Source organism: Streptomyces sp. N35 (genome assembly GCF_016464295.1).
Lineage (GTDB): Bacteria > Actinomycetota > Actinomycetes > Streptomycetales > Streptomycetaceae > Streptomyces.
In genome coordinates, this window is sequence record NZ_JAEIMH010000078.1 from 17,494 (window position 1) to 29,727 (window position 12,234).

Genomic DNA, 12,234 nt, shown 5'->3' on the forward strand with positions numbered 1-12,234 from the left:
TGGGGGGGCCTGCCCTCCCCCCCCGGTCGTCCCCGTGTGGGCCCGCGGAGGGGGGGGAAAGGTCACGAGAGAACCCAGGCCCCGGGGTGGCTCTGAAGCGCGCCACCCCCGTCGCGTAACCCAGTCGTGGGAGGATTCCCAGCGTCATGACTGCGACCGCACTCTCCCCCCAGACGCCCGAAACACCCCCCACCGAGTCCACCGGGCACGAGGTCCTGCACCGGCAGGTCATCGCCTGGTTCGACACCCACGCCCGCGACCTGCCCTGGCGCCGCCCCGACGCGGGCCCCTGGGGCGTGATGGTCAGCGAGTTCATGCTGCAGCAGACGCCCGTGAACCGGGTGCTCCCGGTGTACGAGCAGTGGCTCGCGCGCTGGCCGCGCCCCGCTGACCTCGCCAAGGAGGCACCGGGCGAGGCCGTGCGCGCCTGGGGCCGGCTCGGCTATCCGCGCCGGGCGCTGCGGCTGCACGGCGCGGCCGTCGCCATAACGGAACGGCACGGCGGCGACGTACCGGCCAAGCACGCCCAGCTGCTGGCGCTGCCCGGCATCGGCGAGTACACCGCGGCGGCCGTCGCCTCCTTCGCGTACGGACAGCGGCATGCCGTGCTCGACACCAATGTGCGCCGGGTGTTCGCCCGCGCGGTGATGGGTGTGCGCTATCCGCCCAACGCCACCACCGCCGCCGAACGCCGGCTCGCCCGCGAGCTGCTGCCCGAGCAGGAGTCGACGGCCGCACGCTGGGCGGGCGCCTCGATGGAGCTGGGCGCGCTGGTGTGCACGGCCAAGAGCGAGGAGGGCGGTGCGTGCCCGGTCGCCGCGCAGGGGGCGGGGGTGGGGGGGGGCGAGCCTGCGCGTGGCTGGGTGCGGGCAAGCCCGAGCACGAGGGGCCGCCGCGGCGCGGGCAGACCTACGCGGGCACCGACCGCCAGGTGCGCGGCAAGCTGCTCGCCGTCCTGCGGGAGGCTGTCGCGCCCGTGCCGCAGGCCGCGCTCGATCAGGTGTGGGACGAACCGGTCCAGCGGGCGCGGGCGTTGGACGGGCTGGTGGCGGATGGGCTGGTGGAGCCGATGGAGGGCGGGCTCTACCGGCTGCCGCTGACGTAGGACAGACCCCTCCCTCCCGGGGGCCGCACCAGCCCTTCAAGGCTATCGACCCCCACTGACAATCGACCGGCTCACAGAGGAACGACCGGCAGAACGACCAGCGAACGACCAGCGAACGACCAGCGAAACGGCCAGCGAAACGGCCAGCGCCACAACCAGCACAACGACCAGCGGCCGGGCACCTGTTGGGTGCCCGGCCGGATTAGGGTCGCCCACCCCAGGCGCTGCCTGCATGGTCAGCGTCCGCGGAACGCGTTGTGAACCGTCAGCTTCGACGTGGTGCCCTGCTGGTCCACGACGGTCGAGCGCAGCGTGATGCCCTTGCCCTTGGCGGGCGCGAACACCACGGCCTTGCCCAGGACGACCGGCGCCGTGACCCAGTGCTCGCCGCCGTCGTAGGAGGCCTCGACCTTCAGCGACTTGAGGTTGCCACCGGCCGCCGCGCCCTGGATCTCGTACGGCATGAGGACCGGACGGTGTGCCTTGACCGTCGACGCGAGGTCCACGGCCGGGTGGAAGCGGACCGTCGAGGCCGCGGCCTCGGCCGTGTCCCCGGCCTTGGAGCGGAAGGTCCAGCTGGCGTCGATCCGCGTGCCCGCACTGAAGTACTGCGGGTCACGGACCTGCGAGGTGGTCAGCGTGTACTCGCTGTCCTCCTTCGGCAGCGGGAACGAGGTGAAGCTCAGGTCCCCGTCGTTCTCCGCGATCTTCTCCCCGTTGCGGTACAGGGCCGTGGTCGCCTTCGGCGGGTCGATGTCGACGAAGGGGGTGATCTCGTTGCCGGCGCCGTCCGAGAACATGGTGAGGAAGGCGTAGAGCGTGTCACCGGAGCGGATGATGCCCGCCGACTCCTTCTTGTCGAACACCGGCCCGTGGACCCCTGTGTTGAAGTCGATCGGGTAGGTCCGTCCTGCCTCGTACGTCTTGCCGAAGCGCACGTACCCGACCTCGGTCGGCAGCCACCCGTTCGGGAGCGGGTCGCCGATCTGGTCGGCGAACAGCGTCCACGTGACGCCGTTCTCGGTGGAGACGTACAGGTTCTGCCGGCTCAGCGCCGGCACGAGACGGCCGGAGGGATAGCCCTGCAGACTGCTGCTCCCGGCCCTGACGGTGCCGATGGGCGAGAACGAGGCGGTCTTGCCGGGGGCGAGGGAGCCCATGCCCGCGTCGATCCGCGCCAGTTCACCCGCCTTCGCGTGCTTGGTGTAGCCGTCCGCGAGGCGGTTGACCGCACCGCCGTAGACCAGCGCGTACTGGGTGTTGTCGCCGCTCACGAAGTCGGCGTCCCAGACCTGGGTGAGGGTGCCGTCGGTGATCTCGGGTCCGAGGTGCGCGGAGCGGAAGTTCTCGTACGAGGCCAGCTGCCAGGCGAACCGGTTGTCGCGGTAGCCCATCTTGACGCCGTACGACATGAAGGCCTGGGTCGCGGTGGCCCCGCTGTCGGGGACCGTGATGTCCACCGGCTTGGCGGTGCGGGCGTCCAGGGTGACCGTGGAGCCCTTGTCAGTCACCACGAGCTTCGGCTGGACGATCCAGTCGATGCCCTTCGAGAGGTCGGCACGGTCCGCGATGATCATCGACTGGACGGTGTACGTGCCGGGCGGCAGGCGCAGCGTGGTCGAGTCGCTCTTCTCGTCGACCGCGAACTCGGGGACGGTGTCGTAGTTCTCGCTGAGCTTGGTGACGTACGTCTGGAAGTACCCGGCTGCCTGGCCGTCGCGGCCCAGGTGCTTCAACTCCACCGGATACGAGGCGATTTCACGGTTGACCGTGAACGCGCTGCGCACGCTCTGCTCTCCGCCGGTCGCGACGACCGCGCCGCTGTACTGCCCGTCGGGCGCCGCCACCTTGGTGTCCGCGGTGACGGTGGCCTCGGCGGTGCCGCCCGCGGGGACGGTGAGCTGCGCCGGGCTGACCTCGAACATGCCCTCGGGCGCGGCCGCGCCGCCTGGGCCCTTGCCGCTCGCGGTCAGGTCGAGGGTCACGTCGGCCTCGGACTCGTTCTTGTACGTGAGGGTCTTCGTGATCGGCTCGTCGTCCTCGTGCGGGTAGGCCGCCGTGCCGAGGTCGAGCGAGACCGGTGTCGCGTGCACACTCTGGCCGAGCGCCTTGTCGGGCTGGATACGGCCCGAGCCCTGCTCGAACGCGGTGTAGCCGACGTCCTTGGTGGACGCGGTCAGCACGCCCTTGAGCTCAGCGGCCTTCCACTGCGGGTGCTGCTGCTTGAGCAGCGCGGCGGCGCCCGCGACGTGCGGGGTGGCCATCGACGTACCCGAAATGGTCATGTAGCCCGGCGGGTTCTCGCCCACCTCGGCCGCGATGGAGTTGCCGGGAGCGGAGGCGGCGGTGATGTCGACGCCGGGGGCGGAGACGTCCGGCTTGATGCCGGCGTCGCCGACCAGCGGGCCGCGGCTGGAGAAGTCCGCGAGCTTGTCGCTCTTGTCCACGGCCGCGACGGTGAGCGCGCCCTCGGCGGCGCCCGGGGAGCCGACGGTCTTCGCACCGGGGCCCTCGTTGCCGGCCGCGATGGCGAAAAGCACGCCCTGCGCGGTGTACGTGTTGACGGCCTCTTCCAGCGGGTCGACGCCGGGGCTGTCCTCGCCGCCGAGGCTCATGTTGACGATGTCGGCGCCCTCGCCGGCCGCCCACTCGATGGCCTCGATGATGTCGGACTCGCTGCCGCTGCCGGAGTCGTTGAGCACCTTGCCGTCGATCAGCTGGGCACCGGGCGCGACGCCCTTGTACTTGACGCCCTTGCCCGCGATGGTCGAGGCGACGTGGGTGCCGTGGCCCTGGCGGTCCTTGGCGTCCGCGGACGTGGAGAAGTTCTTCTCCACGATCTGCTGACCGACCAGCTCCTGGTGGGTCTCGTCCACACCGGTGTCGAGGACGGCGACCTTCACACCCTTGCCGTCGTAGCCGGCGGCCCAGGCCTTGTCGGCGCCGATCTGCGGGACGGAGACGTCGAGTCGGGCCTTGACGGTGCCGTCCAGCCAGACCTTGTCGACACCGGAGGCGGCGGAGCGGCTGACACCGTTGTCAGTCAGCGCGTTCCAGAGCTGAGGCAGATCCTCGGCCGGGGTGGTGACGGCCTCGGCGTTGAGGGACTTCAGGGTGCGGCGCACCTTGGTGGCGCCCGCCTCGTCGACCTGGGTGCGGGCCGCGGAGGCGGCGCCTTTGTAGCCGATGATGACCTTGAGGCCGTTCTTGTATGCCTCGCGGGAGGTCTTCGTCGCCAGGGCGGTGGCGTCGAACAGCCGCTTGTCAAGCCTGCCTTCGGATATCAGGCGCTGCGCGTCCAGCGGCACGGCGTACTCGTGCCTGCCGTCGCTGCGCACGGACACCGGGATGCCCTCGCGGCCCTTCGCCGGATGGATCCCGGTGATCCGGCCGTCGGTCACCTCGACCATGTCGCCGGTGATCAGCTGTACGCGGTGGGGGGTTGATGCCTTGTCGGCCCGCGGGACGGCCGGGGTACCGGCTGCTCCCGCCGACGGGGCGGCTCCTGCTGTCATCGCCAAGACCGCGGTGGCGGCCAAGGCGACGAGGCCTGGTCTTCTCGCCTGGCTTCGCACGTGAATCCTTCATGGGTCGGGTCGCCGCTTGGCGAAGCCCCCCGACCGTCGTGCAGTGTCCTGGCCAGATGCACCGCCGGCGACAACCGGCGCCTACGCGCCAGAAGTTGCTTGCGCGGCGCAGTATTCAGGCGGTTCCAGGGCTGATCAATAGGCCGTCGGTTCGCGGTATACCGTAAGCCCCCGTATGCCGGAAAGGCCTTCCCCTCTTCTTGGTATACCGCTACGGGGCGCTCCGGACAGGGCGCGCGGGGTGACGGCCGGAAGTGCCTGCCGCTGACAGATGGGGACGGCGCCCATGCCGATGCGGGGTGCGCTTACGAGGGACGCTTACGAGGGACGCTTACGAGGTGCGCTTATACGGGCCTGAACTCACCCCGGACCAGGGCATACAAGGCGGCGCTTTACGCCCCACGTACTTCTGTTACACAACCGAGGGCCAGCCGTGCGGCCACCGAAGGCTCGCTCGCGAATCCCCGTTACACCGCCTCCGTAGCTTCGTAGATGGAACAGCGAGAGATCGGGTTCCACTTCGGAGCACATTCGGGGATTTGAACGGAGGCGGTTGGAATGGCGCACGGCGAGGTGCTCGAGTTCGAAGAGTACGTACGGACCCGGCAGGACGCCCTGCTGCGCAGCGCCCGCCGCCTGGTGCCCGACCCGCTCGACGCACAGGACCTGCTGCAGACCGCGCTGGTCCGCACGTTCCACCGCTGGGACGGCATAGCCGACAAGCGGCTCGCGGACGCCTATCTGCGCCGCGTCATGATCAACACTCGTACGGAGTGGTGGCGCGCCCGCCGTATCGAGGAAGTGCCGACTGAGCAGCTGCCCGACACCGGCATGGACGACTCCACCGAGCAGCACGCCGACCGCGCGCTCCTGATGGACGTCCTGAAGGTGCTCGCCCCGAAGCAGCGCAGCGTGGTCGTGCTGCGACACTGGGAGCAGATGTCCACCGAGGAGACCGCGGAGGCGCTCGGCATGTCCGCCGGCACCGTCAAGAGCACCCTGCACCGCGCGCTCGCCCGACTGCGCCAGGAACTGGAGAGCCGTGATCTCGACGGACGGTTCCTGGAGCGTGAGGAGCAGGAGCGTTGCGCGGCCTAGAGCGTGGCAGGCGCCCGGCGAGGACAGGGACGGCCTCGTTCGGACGCACGCGGACGGCGGGGAGCACGGCAGCGGCCGGGCTCGCCGCCCTCGCCCTTTGTGGGGTGGCCCTGACGGCCTGTGGCACCGGCGGCGCCGGCACCCGTGACGAGGGGGCCGCCCAGGTGGGCGAGCGCCCTCCGACGCCCACCGCGTCACCGTCGCCGTCACCGACCACGAAGCGCCTGAAGACCGCGGAGGTGGTCGCCCTGATCAAGGACGACCCGGCGGTCAGCGCCCTGGTACGGGCGGATCTGAAGCCCTGCTTCAAGGACACGTATCCCGTCGATGTCTCCTACGGCAACCTGACCGGGGGATCGTCCGACGACCTCGTGGTCAATGTGATGACCTGCGCCGACGGCATCGGCGTGGGCAGTTACGTGTATCGCGCGGACGGCAAGAAGTACCAGAATGTCTTCAAGGCCGAGGAACCCCCGGTATACGGCGAAAATCTCCGCGGAGAGCTGGTCATCAACCAGCAGTTGTACGACAAGGGCGATCCGGTGGCCTTCCCCTCCAGCGAGGAGGTCATCACGTATCGCTGGCAGGGAAACCGGTTCCAGGAAACGGGCCGGGTGCACAACGACTACAGCAGCGCGGTGAGCGGTCCGGACGCCGAGGCCGCGCCCGAGGAGAACTGAGAGCAGGCGATGGCCGATCAGAGCAAGACGCGTGTGCTGTTCGTCGAGGATGACGACGTCATCCGCGAGGCCACACAGCTCGCCCTCGAGCGCGACGGCTTCCAGGTCACCGCCATGCCCGACGGGCTCTCCGGCCTGGAGGCCTTCCGGGCCGAGCGGCCCGATATCGCCCTGCTCGACGTGATGGTGCCCGGCCTCGACGGGGTCTCGCTGTGCCGCCGTATCCGCGACGAGTCGACCGTGCCCGTGATCATGCTGTCCGCGCGCGCCGACTCCATCGACGTGGTCCTGGGCCTCGAAGCGGGCGCCGACGACTACGTCACCAAGCCCTTCGACGGCGCCGTCCTGGTCGCCCGGATCCGCGCCGTCCTGCGCCGCTTCGGGCACGCGGGCGGTCCGGGGTCCGCCGGCGACGAGGAGGCCCTCTCGGCGAGCACCGGCGTCCTCACCTTCGGCGATCTGGAGATCGACACCGAGGGCATGGAGGTCCGCAAGTCCGGCGAGACGGTCGCCCTGACGCCCACCGAGATGCGACTGCTCCTGGAGTTCTCGCACGCTCCCGGCACCGTCCTGTCCCGCGACAAGCTCCTGGAGCGCGTTTGGGACTACGGCTGGGGCGGCGACACCCGCGTCGTCGACGTCCACGTCCAGCGGCTGCGTACGAAGATCGGCCAGGACCGCATCGAGACGGTCCGCGGCTTCGGTTACAAGCTCAAGGGATGAACCGTACGGGGGACCCGAGGACGGCACGCGGACGTGCTCCGGGGACGAGCCGCATCCCTGCCGCCGGCTCGGCACGCGGCGGCCGCCTCACCGCGCTGACCTCGCGCCTGCGGCACGGTCTGCGCACCGGCCTGCGCTGGAAGCTGAGCGTGGCGATCGCCCTGGTCGGCGCGCTGGTCGCGATCACGCTCAGCCTGGTCGTGCACAACGCGGCCAAGGTCTCGATGCTGGACAGCGCGCGCGATGTGCAGGACGAGCGGATCGTGTTCGCGCAGCGGATCTACGAGACGACCAAGCGCACCCAGTTCAACACCCGGCTCGACGACCCCGAGCTGCCCAGCGAGCTGAAGGCGAAGGCGGCACAGGGCCGGCGCGCCACCTACGTGCAGGACAACGGGGACGGCCCGCCCGACATCTGGGCCGCGACGCCCGTGGGCGACGGGCACGTCCTGTCCCTGCACAGCAAGTTCACCGACCGCAGCGCGAGCATCATGAGCGACCTCGACCAGGCCTTGGTGATCGGCTCGATCGCGGTGGTCGTGGCCGGCAGCGCACTCGGTGTCGTGATCGGCGGCCAGTTCTCGCGCCGCCTGCGCAAGGCGGCGACCGCGGCGAACAAGGTGGCCCAGGGCCAGACCGAGGTCCGCGTACGGGAGGCCATCGGCGGGGTCGTACGCGACGAGACGGACGATCTGGCCAGCGCGGTGGACGCGATGGCCGATGCACTCAAGCAGCGGTACGAGGCCGAGCGCCGCGTCACCGCCGATATCGCCCATGAGCTGCGCACCCCGGTGACGGGCCTGCTCACAGCGGCCGAGCTGCTGCCGCCGGGCCGCCCCAGCGAGCTGGTCAAGGACCGCGCCCAGGCGCTGCGCACCCTGGTCGAGGACGTCCTCGAGGTGGCGCGCCTGGACGGCGCCTCGGAGCGCGCGGAGCTGCAGGACCTGCTGCTCGGCGAGTTCGTACGGCGGCGGGTGGGCACCGCCTTCCCCGAGGTGACGGTGCAGGTGCTGCACGAGTCGGAGGTCACCACGGACCCCCGCCGCCTCGAGCGGATCATCGGCAATCTCCTCGCCAATGCCGCCAAGCACGGCAAGCCGCCGATCGAGGTCTTCGTCGAGGGCCGGGTGATCCGGGTACGCGACCACGGCACCGGCTTTCCGCCGGAGCTGCTCGCGGACGGCCCGAGCCGCTTCCGTACGGGCAGCAGCGACCGCGCGGGACACGGCCACGGCCTCGGTCTGACCATCGCGGCGGGCCAGGCCCGGGTGCTCGGCGCCCGGCTCACGTTCCGCAACGTGGGCGCGGAGGAGGGCCCCGTGGAAGGCGCGGTGGCGGTGCTGTGGCTGCCGGAGCACGCGCCGACGAGCACGGGGAGCTTTCCGATCCTGCAGCTGCCGCCGCAGAAGTAGTCCGCGGCCGCGGCCCGAACCCCGCAGCCGCGGTCCGAATCCCGCGGCAGCAGCCCTCCGCGGTGACCCAGGTCTCAACCGCTCCCGCCCCTCCGTGACATGACGCACAGGCGATTTGTCCGGTACTACCCGGAATAGTTGTACGCCGGGACGTCCGGCTCGGGACTTTCACCCTGCGACCTCGGGACCTTTTGTCCCATTTGCCCAGGACGGCTTGGGGACCTCGGGAATCTCGCCTCAGCCGCCCCCGCGAAGTGCGCCTAAACCTCCGTACCGGAAAGTTTGGGAAGAAATCCGGCGAACTCGCGCGCCGGCCTTCGCGAGGCGTCAAGGGTCGAGCAGCCTCCGTCTGGTTTACGAGGTTGCGTAGTAGATGGGCGGTTTGGGCGGGAGCGTCCCGTCGGGTTACCAAGGGATGGCCACCCCGGCCGTGCGGTCCTCATCGAGGCCTTCGCGACCGGGTCCGTTCATGTCAGGCCAGGCTCCCGTCCCCGAGTGAGCCGACGCCCCCTGGAGGAATCGCGAATGTCGAAGCGCGCCAAGTCCCACATAACCCGCCCCCTGCTCACCCGTACCCGGGTCACCGCTGCCGCCGTGACCGCGGGCCTCGCAGCCACCACGCTGCTCGGAGCAGGGGTCGCCATGGCAGCGGACGAGGCGGCCGGCGACGCGCTGCAGGATGTGACCACCACCCAGGTGGAGAGCGTGCAGGCGCAGGCCGCCGCTCAGGCGAAGTCCGCCACCACCACCCAGCAGGCCGCGGCCAAGAAGGCCGCCGGCTGGGAGGACCCGGTCGAGAAGTACACGCTGTCCGCCAGCTTCGGCATGGGCGGCGGCATGTGGGCCCACAAGCACTCCGGCCAGGACTTCGCGGTGCCGATCGGCACGCCGGTCGAATCCGTGCACGCCGGTACGGTCGTCAAGGCGGGACCGAACGGCGCCGGTGACGGTCCCGCGTACGGCAACGCCGTCGTGATCAAGCACGACAACGGCAAGTACTCGCAGTACGCGCACCTGTCCAAGGTCCAGGTCCGCGTCGGCCAGCACGTGAACACCGGCCAGCAGATCGCCCTGTCCGGCAACACCGGCAACTCCAGCGGCCCGCACCTGCACTTCGAGATCCGTACGACGCCGAACTACGGTTCCGCGATCAACCCGGTCAACTACCTGCGCTCGCTGGGCGTCACGGTCTGACGCACCCGCGCTCTACTTCTTGCCCTGCCCCGCGTGGGCCTGGGTGACGAGATCGACGGCGACCTCGAGGACAGCAGCACGCTTCTCCTCGGGGTCGCCTTCTGCGTCCTGGAGGTGGAAGTTGCCGGCGTGCATCGTGATCAGCGCGCTGATGCAGCGCACCTGGTCGGCCAGCGGCGCATCGGGCTCCTTGAGGATGCCCATCAGCTCGAAGATGCGGTCCTTGAACATCTCTCCGATGCTCAGCTCCCGTACCGTCGCCTGGTTCTCCTGCATGAAGCGGAAGATCGGGCCCGCGTCCATCACGATCCCGCTGTAGCGGCTGAGGACTTCCTTCTTGGTCTCCAGACCGTGCGGCTGACCCTCGGCCCACTCCACCAGCTCCTTGATGGGCCGCGTGCGGTCCTCGAAGACGCTGATCAGGATGTCTTCCTTGGTCTTGAAGTGGTAGTAGAGCGCCGCCTTGGTCACGTCCAGGCGCTCGGCGATCTCGCGCAGCGAGGTCTTCTCGTACCCCTGCTCGGCGAAGAGCTCCAGCGCGACGTCCTGAATCCGCTTACGGGTGTCGCCCCTGCGGGGCCCCCGCGTACTGCTGGTCATGGCTCTCTCCTGCCTCCCCAGGGGCTACGAGGCCCTAGGTCCAAGGGTGGATCCAAACTTACTTGACGCCCGGCTAGTTTCCCAGCTACCTTCCCACTGTAACGAACTAGCCGGGCGGCAAGTAAGTGCCAGGATCCAGGGAGATGGTCGGGATGGCGGATCGGACGGCGGGGATATCCCCGCAGGACGTGGCGGAGAAAGAACCTCAGCAGCGCAGCGTGCGCGTCGTGCTCGGCGCCCTGATGCTCGCCATGCTGCTCGCGATGCTGGACAACATGATCATCGGCACCGCGATGCCGACGATCGTCGGTGAGCTCGGCGGCCTCGAGCACCTGTCGTGGGTGGTCACCGCCTACACGCTCGCCACCGCCGCCTCCACCCCGATCTGGGGCAAGCTCGGCGACATGTACGGGCGCAAGGGCACGTTCCTCACGTCCATCGTGATCTTCCTGATCGGCTCCGGGCTCTCCGGAATGGCCCAGGACATGGGCCAGCTGATCGGCTTCCGCGCCGTCCAGGGTCTGGGTGCCGGCGGTCTGATGGTCGGCGTCATGGCGATCATCGGCGATCTGATTCCGCCGCGTGAGCGCGGCAAGTACCAGGGCATGATGGCCGGCGTGATGGCGCTCGCCATGATCGGCGGACCGCTGGTCGGCGGTGTGATCACCGACCACCTCGGCTGGCGCTGGTCCTTCTACATCAACCTGCCGCTCGGCATCATCGCGCTCGCCGCCGTGACGGCCGTACTGCACCTGCCGAAGAAGCGCTCCAAGGCGCGCATCGACTACCTCGGCGCCGGCCTCCTGACCGTCGGCATCACGGCGATCGTGCTGGTCACGACCTGGGGCGGTACGGAGTACGCCTGGGGCTCGACGGAGATCATCGGCCTCGCCGCGCTCGGCGTCGTCTCGCTCGCGGCCTTCATCAAGTGGCAGACGAAGGCAGCCGAGCCGATCCTCCCCCTGCACATCTTCCGCAGCCGCAACTTCTCCCTGATGGCCGTCATCGGCTTCCTGGTCGGCTTCGTGATGTTCGGCGCGACGCTCTTCCTGCCGCTCTACCAGCAGTCCGTCCAGGGCGCCTCGGCCACCAACTCCGGGCTGCTGCTCCTGCCGATGCTGCTCTCGATGATGGTCGTCTCACTGGTCGTCGGCCGGATCACCACCAACACCGGCAAGTACAAGGCGTTCCCGATCATCGGCGGCGCTCTGATGATCGTCGGCATGTTCCTGCTGTCGACGATGGACGTCGGCACCTCGCAGCTCACGTCCGGGATCTACATGGCGGTGCTCGGCGCCGGTATGGGCTTCCTGATGCAGATCACGATGCTCGTCGCGCAGAACAGCGTCGAGCTCAAGGACATGGGCGTCGCCTCCTCCTCGGCCACCCTGTTCCGTACGCTCGGCAGCTCCTTCGGTGTGGCCATCATGGGCGCCCTGTTCAACAACCGGGTGCTGCACGAGATGACGGCGCGCGGCGCCGAGGGCATGCAGAACGCCCAGCTCACCCCGGCCCAGCTGAAGGGCCTGCCCACCCAGGCCCGTGAGGCCTATGAGTTCGCGGTCTCCTCCGGCACCCACGTCGCCTTCCTGCTCGGCGCCGGCATCACGGTGATCGCGCTGATCGCGGCCTTCTTCGTCAAGGAGATCCCGCTCAAGGGGGCGGGCCCCAAGCCGGCCGAGGCATCCAAGGAGGGTGGGGACGCTCCTCGGGACAAGGTGACGGCCGTAGCGGAGACCGTCTGACCTTTGGCCCAGCCCGGCCCCCGCAGCCCCCCGTGGGCCCCGGGCGCCCGGGGGGGCGCGCCGGGGGGGCTCCCTGCCCCCCCCCCCCGG

The 12,234-nt window shown here is 69.8% G+C and carries 8 protein-coding genes and 1 pseudogene; 7 read left to right on the forward strand and 2 right to left on the reverse strand.

What is annotated here, in order from left to right:
- Positions 1 to 146: 146 nt before the first annotated feature.
- Positions 147 to 1,105 (forward strand): annotated as a pseudogene (locus tag JAO81_RS32475) (A/G-specific adenine glycosylase).
- Between the two features lie 236 nt (positions 1,106 to 1,341).
- On the opposite strand, the gene JAO81_RS32480 reads toward JAO81_RS32475, so the two are convergent.
- Positions 1,342 to 4,620, reverse strand: a complete 3,279-nt coding sequence (locus tag JAO81_RS32480) for a S8 family serine peptidase (protein WP_199551558.1) — start codon at positions 4,618 to 4,620, stop codon at positions 1,342 to 1,344.
- 630 nt (positions 4,621 to 5,250) lie between these two features.
- Between JAO81_RS32480 and JAO81_RS32485 the strand changes: the two genes are divergently transcribed.
- The 5 genes from JAO81_RS32485 (at position 5,251) to JAO81_RS32505 (ending at position 9,799) form a co-directional block, all read left to right on the forward strand.
- A complete protein-coding gene (locus JAO81_RS32485) occupies positions 5,251 to 5,790 on the forward strand; it encodes a SigE family RNA polymerase sigma factor (RefSeq protein ID WP_165334147.1) in 540 nt (179 codons plus the stop codon).
- Positions 5,791 to 5,954: 164 nt separating this feature from the next.
- Positions 5,955 to 6,470, forward strand: a complete 516-nt coding sequence (locus tag JAO81_RS32490; protein ID WP_307813974.1) for a hypothetical protein — start codon at positions 5,955 to 5,957, stop codon at positions 6,468 to 6,470.
- A gap of 9 nt (positions 6,471 to 6,479) precedes the next feature.
- A complete protein-coding gene (gene cseB, locus JAO81_RS32495; protein ID WP_199551560.1) occupies positions 6,480 to 7,193 on the forward strand; it encodes a two-component system response regulator CseB in 714 nt (237 codons plus the stop codon).
- Entirely contained in the window at positions 7,190 to 8,605 is a 1,416-nt protein-coding gene (gene cseC / locus JAO81_RS32500; protein WP_199551561.1) for a two-component system sensor histidine kinase CseC, read from the forward strand. The genes cseB and cseC overlap by 4 nt, the downstream gene beginning before the upstream one ends.
- A gap of 525 nt (positions 8,606 to 9,130) precedes the next feature.
- Positions 9,131 to 9,799 carry a M23 family metallopeptidase gene (locus JAO81_RS32505; RefSeq protein ID WP_199551562.1) on the forward strand — a complete coding sequence of 223 codons (669 nt, stop codon included), beginning with the start codon at positions 9,131 to 9,133 and terminating at the stop codon, positions 9,797 to 9,799.
- 12 nt (positions 9,800 to 9,811) lie between these two features.
- On the opposite strand, the gene JAO81_RS32510 is transcribed toward JAO81_RS32505, so the two are convergent.
- Positions 9,812 to 10,399, reverse strand: a complete 588-nt coding sequence (locus tag JAO81_RS32510; protein ID WP_199551563.1) for a TetR/AcrR family transcriptional regulator — start codon at positions 10,397 to 10,399, stop codon at positions 9,812 to 9,814.
- 152 nt (positions 10,400 to 10,551) lie between these two features.
- Here JAO81_RS32510 and JAO81_RS32515 point away from each other — a divergent pair, with 152 nt between their 5' ends.
- Positions 10,552 to 12,144 (forward strand): MDR family MFS transporter, encoded by a 1,593-nt coding sequence (locus JAO81_RS32515; protein ID WP_199551564.1) that lies wholly within the window; start codon positions 10,552 to 10,554, stop codon positions 12,142 to 12,144.
- Positions 12,145 to 12,234: the final 90 nt, after the last annotated feature.

Coding starts and splice junctions, on each gene's coding strand:
- cseC (WP_199551561.1), top strand. CDS start 7,190: ATGAACCGTACGGGGGACCCGAGGACGGCACGCGGACGTGCTCCGGGG.
- JAO81_RS32480 (WP_199551558.1), bottom strand. CDS start 4,620: ATGACAGCAGGAGCCGCCCCGTCGGCGGGAGCAGCCGGTACCCCGGCC.
- JAO81_RS32505 (WP_199551562.1), top strand. CDS start 9,131: ATGTCGAAGCGCGCCAAGTCCCACATAACCCGCCCCCTGCTCACCCGT.
- JAO81_RS32485 (WP_165334147.1), top strand. CDS start 5,251: ATGGCGCACGGCGAGGTGCTCGAGTTCGAAGAGTACGTACGGACCCGG.
- JAO81_RS32510 (WP_199551563.1), bottom strand. CDS start 10,399: ATGACCAGCAGTACGCGGGGGCCCCGCAGGGGCGACACCCGTAAGCGG.
- JAO81_RS32515 (WP_199551564.1), top strand. CDS start 10,552: ATGGCGGATCGGACGGCGGGGATATCCCCGCAGGACGTGGCGGAGAAA.
- cseB (WP_199551560.1), top strand. CDS start 6,480: ATGGCCGATCAGAGCAAGACGCGTGTGCTGTTCGTCGAGGATGACGAC.